Annotated in this window: 15 protein-coding genes; 7 read left to right on the plus strand and 8 right to left on the minus strand. The window is 67.9% G+C overall.

The window, feature by feature from the left end:
* The first annotated feature begins 95 nt into the window (after positions 1-95).
* Genes C4N9_RS08765 through C4N9_RS08780 form a run of 5 tightly spaced genes read left to right on the plus strand, consistent with a single transcriptional unit; the run spans position 96 to position 2,296 of the window.
* The gene (locus tag C4N9_RS08765; RefSeq protein WP_109532954.1) at positions 96-515 is read left to right on the plus strand and encodes a hypothetical protein; all 420 of its coding nucleotides are present in this window, start codon (positions 96-98) and stop codon (positions 513-515) included.
* Positions 516-548: 33 nt separating this feature from the next.
* On the plus strand, positions 549-836 hold the full coding sequence (locus C4N9_RS08770; RefSeq protein WP_109532955.1) for a hypothetical protein: 288 nt from the start codon (positions 549-551) through the stop codon (positions 834-836).
* Positions 833-1,843 carry an N-acetylmuramidase domain-containing protein gene (locus C4N9_RS22100; protein ID WP_109532956.1) on the plus strand — a complete coding sequence of 337 codons (1,011 nt, stop codon included), beginning with the start codon at positions 833-835 and terminating at the stop codon, positions 1,841-1,843. The genes C4N9_RS08770 and C4N9_RS22100 overlap by 4 nt, the downstream gene beginning before the upstream one ends.
* A complete protein-coding gene (locus C4N9_RS21655; protein ID WP_146195141.1) occupies positions 1,840-2,112 on the plus strand; it encodes a hypothetical protein in 273 nt (90 codons plus the stop codon). The genes C4N9_RS22100 and C4N9_RS21655 overlap by 4 nt, the downstream gene beginning before the upstream one ends.
* Positions 2,090-2,296 (plus strand): hypothetical protein, encoded by a 207-nt coding sequence (locus C4N9_RS08780; protein WP_146195142.1) that lies wholly within the window; start codon positions 2,090-2,092, stop codon positions 2,294-2,296. Before C4N9_RS21655 ends, C4N9_RS08780 begins: the two co-directional genes overlap by 23 nt.
* Positions 2,297-2,817: 521 nt before the next feature.
* On the opposite strand, the gene C4N9_RS08785 is transcribed toward C4N9_RS08780, so the two are convergent.
* The 5 genes from C4N9_RS08785 to dctP are packed head-to-tail and all read right to left on the minus strand — an operon-like array spanning position 2,818 to position 9,366.
* Positions 2,818-4,389: an indolepyruvate oxidoreductase subunit beta family protein gene (locus C4N9_RS08785; protein WP_109532958.1), complete on the minus strand. Its 1,572-nt coding sequence runs from the start codon at positions 4,387-4,389 to the stop codon at positions 2,818-2,820.
* Positions 4,386-6,542, minus strand: a complete 2,157-nt coding sequence (locus tag C4N9_RS08790) for a ferredoxin family protein (protein ID WP_109532959.1) — start codon at positions 6,540-6,542, stop codon at positions 4,386-4,388. Before C4N9_RS08790 ends, C4N9_RS08785 begins: the two co-directional genes overlap by 4 nt.
* A gap of 25 nt (positions 6,543-6,567) precedes the next feature.
* Positions 6,568-7,890: a TRAP transporter large permease gene (locus C4N9_RS08795; RefSeq protein ID WP_109532960.1), complete on the minus strand. Its 1,323-nt coding sequence runs from the start codon at positions 7,888-7,890 to the stop codon at positions 6,568-6,570.
* Between the two features lie 10 nt (positions 7,891-7,900).
* Positions 7,901-8,398 (minus strand): TRAP transporter small permease, encoded by a 498-nt coding sequence (locus C4N9_RS08800; RefSeq protein WP_109532961.1) that lies wholly within the window; start codon positions 8,396-8,398, stop codon positions 7,901-7,903.
* Positions 8,399-8,400: 2 nt separating this feature from the next.
* A complete protein-coding gene (dctP, locus tag C4N9_RS08805; protein ID WP_109532962.1) occupies positions 8,401-9,366 on the minus strand; it encodes a TRAP transporter substrate-binding protein DctP in 966 nt (321 codons plus the stop codon).
* A gap of 191 nt (positions 9,367-9,557) precedes the next feature.
* Here dctP and C4N9_RS08810 point away from each other — a divergent pair, with 191 nt between their 5' ends.
* Positions 9,558-10,481, plus strand: a complete 924-nt coding sequence (locus tag C4N9_RS08810) for a LysR family transcriptional regulator (RefSeq protein ID WP_168192177.1) — start codon at positions 9,558-9,560, stop codon at positions 10,479-10,481.
* Positions 10,482-10,505: 24 nt separating this feature from the next.
* On the opposite strand, the gene kynA is transcribed toward C4N9_RS08810, so the two are convergent.
* Positions 10,506-11,342, minus strand: a complete 837-nt coding sequence (kynA, locus tag C4N9_RS08815) for a tryptophan 2,3-dioxygenase (RefSeq protein WP_109532964.1) — start codon at positions 11,340-11,342, stop codon at positions 10,506-10,508.
* A 215-nt stretch (positions 11,343-11,557) separates the two neighbouring features.
* The gene (kynU, locus tag C4N9_RS08820; protein ID WP_109532965.1) at positions 11,558-12,754 is read right to left on the minus strand and encodes a kynureninase; all 1,197 of its coding nucleotides are present in this window, start codon (positions 12,752-12,754) and stop codon (positions 11,558-11,560) included.
* Between the two features lie 183 nt (positions 12,755-12,937).
* On the opposite strand from kynU, the gene C4N9_RS08825 reads away from it, so the two are divergent.
* On the plus strand, positions 12,938-13,645 hold the full coding sequence (locus C4N9_RS08825; RefSeq protein WP_109532966.1) for a class I SAM-dependent methyltransferase: 708 nt from the start codon (positions 12,938-12,940) through the stop codon (positions 13,643-13,645).
* A 12-nt stretch (positions 13,646-13,657) separates the two neighbouring features.
* On the opposite strand, the gene C4N9_RS08830 is transcribed toward C4N9_RS08825, so the two are convergent.
* Positions 13,658-14,719 carry a DNA topoisomerase IB gene (locus C4N9_RS08830; RefSeq protein WP_109532967.1) on the minus strand — a complete coding sequence of 354 codons (1,062 nt, stop codon included), beginning with the start codon at positions 14,717-14,719 and terminating at the stop codon, positions 13,658-13,660.
* Between the last annotated feature and the right edge of the window lie 88 nt (positions 14,720-14,807).

Raw genomic sequence — 14,807 nt, forward strand, 5'->3', positions numbered from 1 at the left:
ACCGCCGCGCCCGACCAGCCCGCCAGCCCGTGGGCCGTCACCGTCACCAGCGGCCCCGTCACCATCCCCGCCGACCGTATCGAGGAGCCGAGCGAATGACCTTCGAATTGACGATCGAAACCGCCGAACAGATCGCGGCGACCGCGCTGGCCGAGGCCAAGGCAGCCGCGCGCGCAACCCTTAATGCATGGATGACCGAGGCGCGGCGCGCCGCGATCACCGATCTGCCGGGGCAGGACCTGATCTACCAGGCCAAGGAAGCCGAGGCGCGCGCCTATGTCGCCGATCCGTCGCCCGATCTCGCCGATTATCCGCTGCTCTCGGCCGAAATCGGCATCACCGCCCCCGATGCCGCCGCCTTGGCTTCGCTCTGGATCTCGCTCTCGGCCGATTGGCGCGCCACCGCCGCGACGCTGGAAGCCCTGCGCATGACCACGGGCGCGGCGATCGACACTGCCACGACAAAGACCGAGATCGCCGCAGCCCTCGCCGCTCTGCCGGGGGCGGGGACGTGACCGGCAATACCGAACCGACCAAAGGACCCGGCCATGCCGCAGCCTGACCGTCCCGAGCCCTGGCATCTCGACCGGCGCATTCCCATCGCCACGCTTCTGGTGCTGATCGTCCAGGCCGCGCTTGGCGTGATGTGGGTGACCACACTGGGCAACACGGTCGACGGCAATGCCGCGCGCCTCACCGCGATGGAGCAGCGCGTCGAGATCATGCGCGGGCAAGCCGCCTCGCAGGCCGTCCAGCTCGGCCGCATCGAGGAAGGTCTCGCCGGGGTCCGTACCGACATCAACCGATTGATCACCAGCCTGGAGCGCATCCGATGAATGCCACGCCATGGATCGGGGCTGCGATGCCCCGCGATTTGTCCCCCGCCGATTTCCAGCGCGCCGCCGCGCGGCTCGGCTGCGAGCCTGCCGCCCTGCGCGCGGTCTGGGAGGTAGAAGCCTCGGGCCGGTGCTTCGATGCCTCGGGCGGCGTCCTGCGGCGGTTCGAGCCGCATCATTTCCCGCGTGCCCTGTGGGGGCGGATCGGCTTCGCAACCCGCGACGGCCAGGCCCCATGGCGCGCCTCGCTGGCTGTCTCGACCGCTGACCGGGCGCGCATGTTCGAGGTCGCGGCGCGAGCGGATCTGGAAGGCGCCCTTCGCGCGTCGAGCTGGGGCGGCCCGCAGATCATGGGCTTCAACCATGCCGGTGCTGGCTTCGTCTCGGCCGGGGACATGGTCGAGGCCATGGCGACCGGGGCGCCCGCGCATCTGGACGCCTTCACCGCGCTGGTCACGTCCTGGGGGCTGGACCCGGCCCTGCGCGCCCATGACTGGCTGATCTTCGCCCGCCGCTACAACGGGACCGGGCAACCCGAGGTCTACGCCGGCCGCATCGAGGCGGCTTATCGGCGGCATTCGGGCGGCGTGCGCTCGCCCGTGGTGCTGCGCGTCGGGGATCGCGGCCCCGCCGTGGTCGCGCTGCAGCGCGCCCTCGGTATCCCCGAAGACGGCGCGTTCGGCCCGAACACGCTGGCAGCGGTCGAGGCCTTCCAAAGCGACATGGGCCTGCCGGTGGACGGCGTGGTCGGGCGCCGGACCTGGGCGGCGCTGGGGGTCAACCCGGTGGCCGAACCCCCCACGCCCCCGGCGCAGGCATCGACGCGCGAGCGCCGCACGTCTCAGGTGGTGCAGATCACCGGCGCCGCAGCGCCCGTGGTCGGTGCCGTCGCCACCATGTCGCAGGGTGAAGGGCCGATGCAGTACGCAATTGCCGCCGTACTGGTGATCGCCGCTCTGGGCGTCGTCTGGTGGCTGGTGTTCCAGAAGCGGAGGGCAAGGGCATGATCGGCGACATTCTCGGCCGGTTCACTTGGCCCTACGCCCTCGGGGGTGCGCTGCTGCTAGGTGGCGCGGTCTTCGTGGCAGGTCAGGGCTATTCGCAGCGCATGTATGACCAGGGCCACGCGGCAGGCTGGGGTGATGCACAGGCCGCGCTCAATCAGATCACCGAGGAAACGAGAGGACGGATCGACAATGCGGAAACGTCAACGGGCGACACTGGCGCTGATCTGGATTTCCTGCTGCGCCACCTTGACCGGCTGTCTGGACAATGAGCCCGAGCTGATCGTCGAGCGGCCGGTGCTGGACCGTCTCGAACCGGAGATAGACCAGCTCGCGGTCTGTGCCGTGGATCTGCACGCCGGATTCGCTGCCGGGCTGGTCAGTGAGGAAAACGTGTCCTGCATCGTCTCGGTTGCGCGGAACATGGTCAGCATCACCGAGGCGGCAAAGGGATGAGGCACCGCACCAAGGCTGGCATCCGTGCCCGGCGGCGGGTGTTCCTGTGGTGGATTCAGTCCCGCCGATAGCTCCCCAAATACGCCGGTTGCACCGACGCAGGGGTCCAGCTGCAGATCACCACGGCGGGCCGTCCCTTCCGTCCGCACTCGCGGCACCGCAGGCGGTGGAAGTCGCGAAATGTCAGAGCGTTTTCACCGAGGTCGGCAGCCCGCAGCACCGCGCGATGACCGCACGCACAATCAACTCGGATGATGGACTCGCCGCGGGGTGACATGCGCGGGGATTTAGGGCCGGGCAGGGCGGATGGGTAGGGGAAACCGGGTTTCCGGCTTTCACTTTTTGTTCTCGCTGGAATGTCGCGCCAATCCGTTTACACATGCCCTGTAACCCGTTGAAATCTTTACAGGCGGTTTAGAGGGTATTTTACCAGATTGCCTTGATATTCCAGCGGTCTTGCATGGTTTTGGGTACCGTAGGTCGTAGGTTCGAATCCTATCGCCCCGACCATCCTTTCAGCGTCAGGCCGTTTCCTTCTCTCCGGCGAAACTGCGGATCGTGGCCAGCGTGCCCTCGACCGCCGACAGATCGGGTGATGTCAGCGCCGATTCCATCAGCCGCCGCGCCCAGTCGGCGGCATCCGCGCGCCCCTCGACCAGCGCCAGCCCGTCCAGCACGACGTCGAACTTGCTGAGCCCCCGGCCATGGGTGTCGGAATAGCCCTTGATCAGCCGTCGCGCGTCGAGCGTGGCGACCGCCATCGCGTAGTCGCGCGGAAGCCGCGCTTCGGCCAGCGCCAGCCAGGCCTCGCGATGCGCGCTTTCCACCCGGTCGCGCCACAGCTTCCGGCGGACCCGGCGCAGGCCACCCAGTCCGTAGAGCAGCACGAAAGCGGGCAGGCGACCGCTGCGCAGGCGGCGGCCCCTGTTCACCATCCGGTCGAGCATCCCGAACAGCCGCGGCGAGGCTTCGATCCGGCGGCCCAGGCGCGCGGGCAGCAGGCCGCAGATCTCTTCGGCGCGCGGATGCATGTATTCGGTCACCGCCAGCACCGCCTCGCCGCCCGCCTTGGCATGGTCGCGCACCCGCGCGAACCGGGCGCCGCGCGTCTTCAGATCGGCCACGCGGATGATGTCGTCGTAGCACAGCGCATTCGCCAGATGCTTGGCCAGCGCGGTCGAATAGGCCCAGCCGCGCGCCTCGCCCCCGGCGGCGCGGTCGGCTTCGGCCCCGCGCAGCACGCAATCGGCGTAGAGCGCGCCATAGCGCAGGTCCTGATAATCAACCACCTTGCGCAATCCGGCCCCGGCCATGGCGCGGGCGGGATCGGGGAGGGCGTCGAGCCGTGCTTCCAGCGCCGCCCATTCCGCGCGCAGCCGTTCGGGGCCGGCGACGTCGGGTTCCGGCGTTTCGGTCACGGCCGGCGCCTCGGTCCCGATGCCGCTCTGCGCCCGCTCATAGGCGTCGCTGAAGGCCCGCAACGCCGCCTCGACCCCGCGACCCGAGGCGCGGATCGCCGCCTCGAATGCTGCGCGCTCAAAAGGCAGGGCCCCCGAACCCGCCAGCGCGCCCAGCAGGCAATTGGTGATATGGCTGTCATGGTCGGCCGCCACGCGCTCCATATCCATCGCCACCAGATGGCTCGCCGCCTGCTCCAGCGCCGCCAGCACCACCGCGCTGTCGGCCCGCCCGTCGCCCGGCACCAGCTTTTCCGACAGGGTCAGAACCCGGTGGGTCGAGGTCACCAAGGTCGTGCGCAGGGGCGTCACGAAGCCCCGCTCGACGCCGCGCCCGGCCTCCATGATCTCGCCCGCGACGACGATGTCGACCTCGCCGGGCGCGGGCATCAGGGAAAAGACCGGTTCGGCGCCGGTATCGGGCGCCATCTCGATGTAATAGATCGTGGCCCCCGTGCGCTGGGCCACGCCCGGCACCGAGCTGCTTTGCGCGCGGTAGCCGTTGGCCTCGGCGATGGCGACGATCCAGTCGGTCAGCTGGCCACAGCCCTGACCGCCGACGGCCAGGATTGCCAGCGTGATCAGCCCGTCATCGTCGCTGCGGGCGGGGGTGAAATCGCGGGGATGTTCGCTCATGCCATCTCGGCCTTTTCGAAAGTCAGCCGCTTCCTGGCGCGGCGGCGTTGCAGGGCTTCGATCATGCGGCCCGATACCCGGGCATACCAGCGCTCGAACCGGCCGGGATTATGCACCACGTCGACCTGAAAGAAGGACGGGCAGAGCACGGCGGCATCGGCCACCTCGCCGCAATTGCCGCAGCCCACGCAGCCATCGTCGATGGAAGCGACCGGATCGTCGCGCAGCGGGTCGTCGAGCGTCTTCATCGTCAGCGACGGGCAGCCCGACAGCCGCATGCAGGCATGGTCGCCGGTGCAGACATCCTCGTCGACGCCGAATTTCGGCACCACCACCCGCTTGCCGTCGCCGATCGCGGCATGGCGCAGCGGTTTCTCGCGGCGCTGGCGGTTCAGCATGCATTCCGACGAGGCGATGATGACCTTGGGCCCCGTCTCGGGCGTGGTCAGCGCTTCGGTCAGCGTGTCGCGCACCTTGGTCACGTCGTAGGTGCGGTCGATCTCGCGCACCCATTTCACGCCCACGCCCTTCACCGCCCCGGCAATCGAGTTGTTGGTGTTGCGCGTCGGGTGCTCGGCGCGCGAGGACAGGATGTCCTGACCCCCGGTCGCGGCGGTGTAGTAATTGTCGACCACGACGATCACGCCGTCCGACTGGTTCAGCACCGCGTTGCCGATCGAGCTGGCCAGCCCGTTATGCCAGAACCCGCCATCGCCGATGATCGAGATCGGCCGCCGCTCGCCGCCACCGTCAAACGCCCCGTTCGAGGCCGGTCCCAGCCCGAAGCCCATCGTCGTGCCGCCCAGATCGAAGGGCGGCAGGATGGAAAACAGGTGGCAGCCGATATCGCAGGCGATCTGGTGCGGGCCGATCTTCTGGTCCACCAGCTTCATCGCGGCGAAGATCGGGCGCTCGGGGCAGCCGACGCAGAAGCCCGGCGTCCGCAGCGGCACCGTCGCGCTGAGGTCCGGCACGGGCGGCGTCTGGGTGTCGTTGGGGGCGCGCTGGCGCGGATCGGCGGGGGTGACGCCGTGATCGGCCAGAAAGCCCGACAGCGCCTCCAGCATCTCCCCGGGCTGATACTCGCCCGCCATCGGCAGATAACCCTTGCCCTGCACCCGCGTCGGCAGGCCCTTGCGGTGAACCATGCTGCCGAAGGCCTGTTCGATGTAATTGGGCTGGCCTTCCTCGACCACCAACACCGCGTCCTTGCCCTCGCAGAAGGACAGGAACTCGGCCTCGGCCAGCGGATAGGTCACGTTGAGGACGTAAAGCGGGATCTGGCTGTTGCCGTGCAGATCGGCCAGCCCCAGCCTGCGCAGGCTGCGCATCACGGTGTTGTACATGCCCCCCTGCAGCACGAGGCCGACCTTGCCCGCCTTCGGTCCCATGAATTCGTTGAGCCCGTTTTCCATGATGAACTCGACCGCGCGGGGCCAGCGTTTCGAGACCTTCTCCTGCTCGTGCCGGAAGGCAAAGGGCGGCATCGCGAGCCGCTCGGTCGAGCGGCGCGGCGCCGACAACGCGTCTTTCACCGACAGGGGCGGGCGCTGATTGTCGCGGGCCTCGAACGCGCCGTGGACATGGCAGGCGCGGATGCGCAGTTCCAGAATGACGGGCGTTTCGGTGGCCTCGGACAGCTCGAACCCGTCGCGTACAGCCTTGGTCATCGACCGCAGGTTCGGGCGCGGATCCAGCAGCCAGACCTGCGATTTCATCGCGAAGGCATGCGTGCGCTCCTGCATGATGGCCGAGCCCTCGCCGTAATCCTCGCCGACGATCATCATCGCCCCGCCCGTGACCCCGCCCGAGGCAAGGTTCGCCAGCGCATCGGACGCCACGTTCACGCCGACCGGCCCTTTATAGGCGACGGCGCCCCGGATCGGGTAATGGACCGAGGCCGCCAGCATCGCCGTCGCCGCGGCCTCCGAGGCATTGGCCTCGAACCGCACGCCCAGCTCGCTCAGGATCTCCTGCGCATCGGCCAGCACGTCCATCAGGTGGCTGATGGGCGCGCCCTGATAGCCGCCGACATAGCCCACGCCGCATTCCAGCAGCGCCTTGGTGATCGCCAGAATCCCCTCGCCGCGAAACTCCTGTCCGGCGCCGATCCTGAGTTGTTCGACTTCCCTGGCGAAAGACCTCTCGGCCATGGTGTCTCCTTTCGGGTAAGGGGTTTCAGCGCGCGAACAGCATGTCGGGCAGGAAAAGCGCGACCTGCGGCCAGCCGATGATCAGCGCCAGCACGCCCAGCTGGATCAGCAGGAACGGCACCACGGCGGTGGTGATCCGTCCCAGCGTGATCTCGGGCGGTGCCACGCCCTTCATCACGAAGAGCAGCAGGCCGAAGGGCGGGGTAATCAGCGCGATTTCCAGGCACAGCAGGTAAACCAGGCCCAGCCAGATCATGTCGACGCCGACCGCCTCTGCCATCGGGATGAAGAAGGGCAGGGTGATCATCATCATCGACACCTGGTCGATGAAACAGCCGAGGATAAGCAGCACCGCAACCACGATCAGGATCACCTGAAGCTGCGTCAGCTCCATCGCCGTGAGCAGCCGCAACAGGCCCGACGCCGCGCCGGAAAAGGCGAGGATCTGCGAGAAGGTGGTCGACCCCACGATGATGAACAGCAGCATCCCCGAGATCTTCGCGGCCTGCATCATCGAGTGACCTAGGTTGTGCAGGCTGAGCCGCCGGTAGAGCAGCGCCGCGATCAGCGTCGCCGCGACCCCCACCGCCGCCGATTCCGTCGGCGTGGCAAAGCCGCCCAGCAGGCTGCCGACCACGGCAAGGAAGATCGCGAACAGCGGCACCACGTCGCGCAGGAAGGGCCAGGCGCGCTGAAGGAAGCTCTCGCCCGTGGCCACCGCGTCGGGCTCTTTCGCGTCGCCCACGATCAGCGAGCGGGCGACGATATAGGCCACGAACAGCACCGCCATGATCAAGGCGGGCATGATGCCGGCGATCAGCAGTTCCGAGATCGACAGTTTCGCAAGGCTGCCCAGCAGCACCGCCAGAGCCGAGGGCGGGATCAGGATGGCGATGCCGCCCACCGCGACGATGGGGCCGATCGCCAGTTGCGGCGCGTAGCCCTGCCGCAGCATCTGCGGCAAGAGCGTGCTGCCCAGCATCGCGGTATTCGCCATCGACGAACCCGAAAGCGCGGCGAACATCGTGCCCGAGACGACCGAGACGATCGGCATCCGCCCCGGCACGCGGCGAATGAGCCGTTCGACTGCCGATATCGCGGCGGCCGCCATGCCGGTATGCAGCATCAACTCGCCCATGATGATGAACATCGGGATCGGTGCGAGCGAATAATTCTGCAAGGATTGCACGCCGTTGCGCACCATCAGGCCCAGCCCGGCGGGCCCGCCCAGAAACAGGAGGCCGCCCGCGATATTCACGCTCAGGAAAACCAGCGCCACGGGCAGGCCGGTCATCATCAGAAGCGTGGCCAGACCCAGAAGGATCGTCAGTGCCCAGTACCATTCCATTGTCGGGTCCTCAGATCGCGGCGCGTTCTTCGCGGGTGCGCAGCCCCGCGGCGCGCAGGACAAGCTCGATGCACAAGGCGGCAAAGCAATAGGGCACCACCGTCAGGATCCACCATTCGGGGATCACGAAGCTGCGGATGAACAGCGTCCCGCGCTGGGCCGCGCTCAGAAGCTCGCCCACCGCCAGCCAGCCAAGCCAGCCGCACAGGACCGCGCCCCAGCCCCAGGCCAGCCGCTCGACCCAGACCGCCAGCCGCGCGGGCAGGATCTGCAGCACGATATCCACGCGCACATGCGCGCCGATGGCCAGAATCCACGGCGCCAGAAGGAAGGTGGCGATCACCAGCGTCAGTTCGACCGCATCGACATGCCAGCTGAAATACCGCAGGCCGAAGGGACGCAGGACGACGTCGCCCACCGTCACCGCGACGGTCATCGCGAGAAGAAATGCGCCGAGCATGGCGGCGCATTTCAGGATCGCGTCGAAGATACGCAACAGGGCCTGCATCGTCACTCGGCGCTTTCGGGCGCCAGCAACTCACGCAGTTCGGTCACGTATTCGGGCTGCAGGCGTTCCAGCTCGGCCCAGCCGGCATCGCTGGCGCGGCGTAGGAATTCGTCGCGGCGCTCGCCGTCCAGCGCGATGACCTGCACGCCCGCATCGGCCTGACGCTGCAGTTCTTCCGCCTGCAGGTCGAGCAGCACGTGGTCCTGTCCCTCGACCCACAGGGCGGCCTCGCTCAGGCAGTCCTGCGCGGCTGCATCCAGCCCGTTCCAGCGGTCCAGGTTGACCAGGATATTGCTGTCCGAGACGTAGAAGCCCGGATCGACGCGGTAGCGGATATGCTGGTCCCAGCCCTGATCGAACAGCCCGAGGCTGGTCCAGCCCACGCCCTGCACGACACCGCGCTCCAGCGCGGGATAGACCTCGGCGGGCGGGATCTGCACCACGGTCGCGCCCAGATCCTCGAAGAAGGCGCGGTAGACCGGGGCGATGCGCAGGCTCACGCCCGACAGGTCCAGCGGATCGGCCTCTTCGGTCAGGTACAGATGGAACGGGATCCCGTCCGAGGTGCGCGCCAGGTAATAGGCGTTCATGCGCTCGTTATGGATCCGGTTCAGCAGCTCCCAGCCGCCGTTCTCGCGCTGCTCGGCGGCCGAATTGGTCGACAGCCGGATCGCCGAGGCGTCGGGCACGATCGATGTGTAGAAGGATTGCGAGCTGAAGCCCACATCCACCACGCCCCGGCGCACCGCCTCGCCCAGCTCGAAGGTCGGGATGGCCTCGGGGCCGCCTACGAAATTGAGCGTGACGCTGTCGGTGCAGGTCTCGTTCACATGCTCGACAAAGGCGGTCAGCGGGATGTTCTGCATCGTCCCCTGCGGGAACGCGGTCACCACGCGCAGCGTGGTCTGGGCGAGGGCCGGCGCACCGATCAGGCACGACGCCATCGCCAGAGCGATCGTCTTGTTCAAGGTATCCTCCCTTTCAAATCCCCATCACGAAAAATACTGAGCTTTCTCTCCTCCAAAGCTCAGCCTTCGTCCGGGGCTCTCGCATGCAACGCGCTCAAACCCTTCGGTTTCGCGGCCTGCTGCAGAACAGACTTCCAGCAACCCCGCCATTATGCCAATGCTTATGCGATCCAAACCCATGCCGAATTGTTATGAGCTTCAGCCACCGCCACCTCACCGCCTTCGTCACCGTCGCCGCCCTGCACAGCCTTGGCCGCGCCGCCGAGCAGATGCATATCACCCAGCCCGCGCTCAGCCGGATCATCCGCACGCTCGAGGAAACGCTGGGCGTGCGCCTGTTCGAGAGGCACCCGACCGGCATGATGCTGACCGCTCATGGCCAGGCCTTCCTGCCGCGCGCCGAGCTGCTTCTGGCCGACTGGTCCGCGGCCATCGAGGAACAGCGCCATATCTCGACGCTGACCACCGGCACGCTGCGCATCGGCTGCGTCGCGGGGGCGGTGAACCCGCATCTCAACCGTGCGGTGCGGATCATGTTGCAGCGCCATCCGGGGCTGCGCATCATCGCCTCTGAGGCGATCGAGGACCGGCTGACCGACGCGCTGGTGGCCGGGCAGATCGACCTTGCCGTCGCGGGCGAGATCGACGGCTGGGCGCGGTTCGGTCTGCGCCAGAGCTATTATGCCAGTGACCGCTGGTATCTCTTCGCCGCGCCCGACCATCCGCTGCACCGGCTGGACGCGCCCGTGCTGTCGGACCTGCTGGCCTATCGCTGGGTCATGGTCCCCGAGGACAGCATCGCCCATGACCACCTGCGCGCGGTCTTCGGCACGCAATCGCTGCCGCCGCCCGACTGCGTGATGCAGACCCGCTCGATCACCGTCGCGGCGGCGACGCTCGTCGGGTCGGACTACATCACCATGATGCCCGAAAGCCTGCTGCAAAGCGAAGTGGCGCTGGGCCGTCTGGTCCGGCTGCCCTTTGCCCAGCTCGAATGGGATCGCGCGCTGTTCCTCTATCGCCGCGACAAGGGCTCGCTGCCGCCCGCCGCGCGCGAATTCCTGACGATCCTGACCGAAAGCGGCGGGGAGCCCGCGGCGCCCCGCCCGATCTGAAGGCCCGGATTGACAGGCCAGGTTTCAAAGGGTCGTGCGCAGCGCCCAGAGTTCGGGGAACAGCTCGACCTCGAGCATACGGCGCAGATAGCTCACGCCCGCCGTGCCGCCGGTGCCGCGCTTGAAACCGATGACACGCTCGACGGTGGTGACGTGGTTGAAGCGCCAGCGGCGGAAGTAATCCTCGAAATCCACCAGCTTCTCGGCCAGCTCGTAAAGCTCCCAGTGCCGCGCGGGATCGGCATAGACGCCGCGCCACGCCGTTTCGACCTCAGGGCTCGCCTGCCAGGGCTGGCGCAGATCGCGCTGCAACACCGCCTCGGGGATGTCGAAGCCCGCCTTCGCCAGCTGCCCCACGGCGACGTCGTAAAGCGACGGTTTCGCCAGCTCGGCCTCCAGCGCGGCCAGAAGGTCGGGCCGATGCGCATGGGGCTTCAGCAGCGCCGCGTTGCGGTTGCCGACCGCGTATTCGATCAGCCGGTATTGCCACGACTGGAAGCCCGAGGATTCCCCCAGATCGTCGCGGAACGTGGTGTATTCCGACGGCGTCATCGTGCGCAGCACGTCCCAGGCGGAATTGAGCTGCTCGAAAATCCGCGCCACGCGGGTCAGCATCTTGAACGCCGGGCGCGCCGCACCCTGTTCCAGCTGATCGCGCGCCGCGCCGATCTCGTGCAGGGCCAGCCGCATCCACAGCTCGCTGGTCTGGTGCTGGATGATGAACAGCATCTCGTCATGCGCGTCCGAGCGCGGATGCTGCGCCGTCAGGATCGCGTCGAGTGACAGGTAATCAGTATAGGACATGCGGCCGTCAAAGGCCATCTGCGCGCCTTCTTTGGCGGGGTCGTAAGCGTCGGTCATCGGGGTCTCCGTTGAATATCGTCAGGCAGGGCGGGGTCAGCCCGTCGCCCGCGCGTTCAATTTCCCCACCATCGCCAACCGCTTCCACAACGCCACCCAGCCCGCCGGACGGCAGAGCGGATCCGCCCCCGCCCCATCTTTGTTCCACAAATATCCCGGGGGGAGCCGCAGGCGGGGGGCAGCGCCCCCCAGCGTCGCCGCCCTCAGGCGCGGCCTCACGTCACCCTCGCGCGGGTCTTGTATTCGGGCCGGTCCCAGGCCCCGGTCTCCATGATCTCGGCCAGGATCTTCACCGCGCCCGCGACCTCGTCCAGCCCGATATAGAGCGGCGTGAAGCCGAAGCGCAGGATGTCGGGCGCGCGGAAATCGCCGATCACGCCGCGCGCGATCAGCGCCTGCATGATCGCGTAGCCCTCTGGGTGGCGGAAACTCACCTGGCTGCCGCGCATCGCCGCGTCGCGGGGCGTGGCCAGTTCCAGCATCGGGCAGGCGGCCTCGACCTGTTCGATGAAGGCCTCGCACAAGTCGATCGAGCGCGCGCGCAGATCGGCGATCTCGACCCCGTCCCAGACATCGAGCGCGGCGTCGAGCGCCGCCAGTTGCAAGACCGGCGGCGTGCCCACGCGCATCCGCTCGATCCCCGCGCCGGGGCGGTAATCCAGATCGAAGGCAAAGGGCTTCTCGTGACCCATCCAGCCCGACAGCGCCGGGCGCGCGGTCTCGGCATGGCGCGGGGCCACATAGATGAAGGCCGGGCCGCCGGGGCCGGAATTGAGGTATTTATAGGTGCAGCCGACCGCGAAATCCGCCTTGCCCCCGGCCACGTCCACATCCGTGGCTCCGGCCGAATGCGCCAGATCCCAGACCGCCAGCGCGCCTACCGAATGCGCCTTGGCGGTCAGCGCGGCCATGTCGTGGCGCCGCCCGGTGCGGTAATCGACCTCGGTGATCATCAGCACCGCGACGCTGTCGTCGATGGCGTCCATCACGTCTTCGGGCGCCACGGTCTTCAGGCTGTATTCCGGCCCCAGCGTGCGGCACAGGCCCTCGGCCATGTAGAGGTCCGAAGGGAAATTGCCGGTATCCGACAGGATCACGCGGCGGTCGGGGTTCATTTCCAGCGACGAGGCCAGCGCCTGATAGACCTTGATCGACAGCGTGTCGCCCAGCACCACATGGCCCGCCTCGGCGCCAATGAGGCGCGCGATGCGGTCGCCGATCTTCGTGGGCAGCTCCATCCATCCCGCCTTGTTCCAGCCGGTGATCAGCATCTGGCCCCATTCGGCGGTCGCGGCCTGTTGCAGGCGCGCGGGCACGGCGCGCGGCAGCGGGCCCAGCGAGTTGCCGTCGAGATAGATCACCCCCTCGGGCAGGTCGAACAGGGCGCGGGTGGCGGTGAAATCGGTCGGCAAAGGGCAATCCTCGGACGGTGAGCGAAGGGAGAAGCTGCGCGGAGGCTAGTCCCGCGCCCGCTAAATTTCAAGCTTGAAATAAACACGGCCTTGTCGCGCATCAACTGTTTGCGCGGCCTCGCGGCGGCTGGCCCTTCGCGATGCCCCGCGCTAGAGCGGGGCAGAGGAACAAGGGGCGCGCGCATGGAATATTCGGATAACGGCTGGGAAAGTTCGGCGCGGGCCTGGATCACCGACATGGCAGAGGCTGGCGATTATTCGCGCCGCCACGTGCTTGATGCGCCGATGATGGCACGACTGCGCCAAGGGCGTTTCCGCACGGCGCTCGATGTAGGGTGCGGCGAGGGGCGGTTCTGCCGGATGATGCGCGCCGAGGGGATCGAGCCCACCGGCATCGACCCAGCGCCGACACTTCTGGCCACCGCGCAGGACCGTGATCCCGGCGGGCGATATCTGTCCGCGCGGGCCGAGGCCCTGCCGTTCGGCGCGGACAGTTTCGACCTTGTCGTCAGCTACCTGACGCTGATCGATATCGACGATATCGACGCGGCCCTGGCCGAGATGACGCGCGTGCTCAGACCCGGCGGCACGCTGCTCATCGCCAATCTCAACAGTTTCAGCACCGCCGGGGAATGGGTCCGCGACGAGACCGGGCGCGCAAAGCTCGTGATCGACGATTACCTCACCCCCCGCGCCGAATGGGTCAGCTGGCGGGGGATCTCGATCCGCAACTGGCACCGACCGATGCACCGGTACATGCAGGCGCTCATCGGGTGCGGGTTAAGGCTCGTGCATTTCGACGAACCCGCGCCCGACGATGCCGATCCCGACCGCGCCGATCGTTTCCGTCGCTGCCCGTATTTCCACATCATGGAATGGCACAAGAGCTGAGGCCAAGGTCGCTCAGTTCTGGCGTTCCAGCCAGCGCAGGAACAGCGATTCGCCGTCATCCAGCCCTTTGAGCGGACGCGGCAGGCGGCGGCGCAGCGCCGTCAAGGCCGGGGTCAGCCCGCCGTCTTCCCAGGCCGAGACGATCGCCGGGTGGATATAGCTGCGCCGGCACACCGCGCGGGTATTGCGCAAAAGGGATGCCACCTCGGCCACCTGCGCGTTCAGCGCGCGGGCGCGAGCGGTCTTGCCCTCGGGGCGCTCGCAGGCGGCCAGCAATGCCAGCGCCTGCACGCTGCCGCCCCAGGGCCGGAAATGCCGGGACGAGAAATCCTCGCCCGCGGCGGCGCGGATATAGGCGTTGACGTCGTGGGATAGCAGGTCATGCGGCTTGCCGTCCTCGTCGAGATAGCGAAACAGCCGTTGCCCCGGCAGATCCTGGATCGAGCGCAGGGCGGTGGCGATGCGGCGGTCATGGACCTTCAGTTTCCAGTCCTTGCCGGATTTGCCCCGGAAGGCAAAGCGCAGGTTCGACCCTTCCAGCGCGACGTGGCGGGCGCGCAGCGTGGTCAGGCCGTAGCTGCGGTTTTCGGTGGCGTAGCGGTCGTTGCCGATGCGGATCAGACCGATATCCAGAAGCCGCACCACCGTCGCCATCACCCGCTCGCGCGGGGCGCCCCGGCGGCGCAGATCGGCATCCACCTGCGCGCGCAGGGCAGGCAGCGCATGGCCGAACGCGCCGAGGCTCGCGAATTTCTGCTCTTCCTGCGCCTGTGCCCAGAGCGGATGATAGCGGTACTGCTTGCGCCCCCGCGCATCGCGCCCGGTCGCCTGGATATGGCCCTCGGGATCGGCGCAGATCCAGACCTCGCGCCAGGCGGGCGGGATCGCCAGCGCGCGCAGGCGCGTGAGGCATTCCGGATCGCTGATCCGTGTGCCCGTCTCGTCGAGATAGTAAAATCCCTTGCCTGCGCCGCGCCGGGACCAGCCGGGTTCGTCGTCGTTCACATAGCGCAGCGCGGCGCCCGATTGCGGGCCCGGGGGCGTCTGCGCGGGGTCGCCAAGCCGCTTGAGCATCCCGGCTTTCCTTTTGGGGAAATGGATGCCGGATCAACGCGCGTATGCGCCTGCGGGTTCCGGGGCAGGGGACGACGCGCGCCGTACC

This window comes from Pararhodobacter marinus (genome assembly GCF_003122215.1).
Taxonomy (GTDB): Bacteria; Pseudomonadota; Alphaproteobacteria; order Rhodobacterales; family Rhodobacteraceae; genus Pararhodobacter; species Pararhodobacter marinus.

What these genes read in the sequence shown, in the direction of transcription:
- C4N9_RS08765 (WP_109532954.1), top strand. Translation starts at nt 96, where the DNA reads ATGACCTTCGAATTGACGATCGAAACCGCCGAACAGATCGCGGCGACC.
- C4N9_RS08770 (WP_109532955.1), top strand. Translation starts at nt 549, where the DNA reads ATGCCGCAGCCTGACCGTCCCGAGCCCTGGCATCTCGACCGGCGCATT.
- C4N9_RS22100 (WP_109532956.1), top strand. Translation starts at nt 833, where the DNA reads ATGAATGCCACGCCATGGATCGGGGCTGCGATGCCCCGCGATTTGTCC.
- C4N9_RS21655 (WP_146195141.1), top strand. Translation starts at nt 1,840, where the DNA reads ATGATCGGCGACATTCTCGGCCGGTTCACTTGGCCCTACGCCCTCGGG.
- C4N9_RS08785 (WP_109532958.1), bottom strand. Translation starts at nt 4,389, where the DNA reads ATGAGCGAACATCCCCGCGATTTCACCCCCGCCCGCAGCGACGATGAC.
- C4N9_RS08790 (WP_109532959.1), bottom strand. Translation starts at nt 6,542, where the DNA reads ATGGCCGAGAGGTCTTTCGCCAGGGAAGTCGAACAACTCAGGATCGGC.
- C4N9_RS08795 (WP_109532960.1), bottom strand. Translation starts at nt 7,890, where the DNA reads ATGGAATGGTACTGGGCACTGACGATCCTTCTGGGTCTGGCCACGCTT.
- C4N9_RS08800 (WP_109532961.1), bottom strand. Translation starts at nt 8,398, where the DNA reads ATGCAGGCCCTGTTGCGTATCTTCGACGCGATCCTGAAATGCGCCGCC.
- C4N9_RS08810 (WP_168192177.1), top strand. Translation starts at nt 9,558, where the DNA reads ATGAGCTTCAGCCACCGCCACCTCACCGCCTTCGTCACCGTCGCCGCC.
- kynA (WP_109532964.1), bottom strand. Translation starts at nt 11,342, where the DNA reads ATGACCGACGCTTACGACCCCGCCAAAGAAGGCGCGCAGATGGCCTTT.
- C4N9_RS08825 (WP_109532966.1), top strand. Translation starts at nt 12,938, where the DNA reads ATGGAATATTCGGATAACGGCTGGGAAAGTTCGGCGCGGGCCTGGATC.
- C4N9_RS08830 (WP_109532967.1), bottom strand. Translation starts at nt 14,719, where the DNA reads ATGCTCAAGCGGCTTGGCGACCCCGCGCAGACGCCCCCGGGCCCGCAA.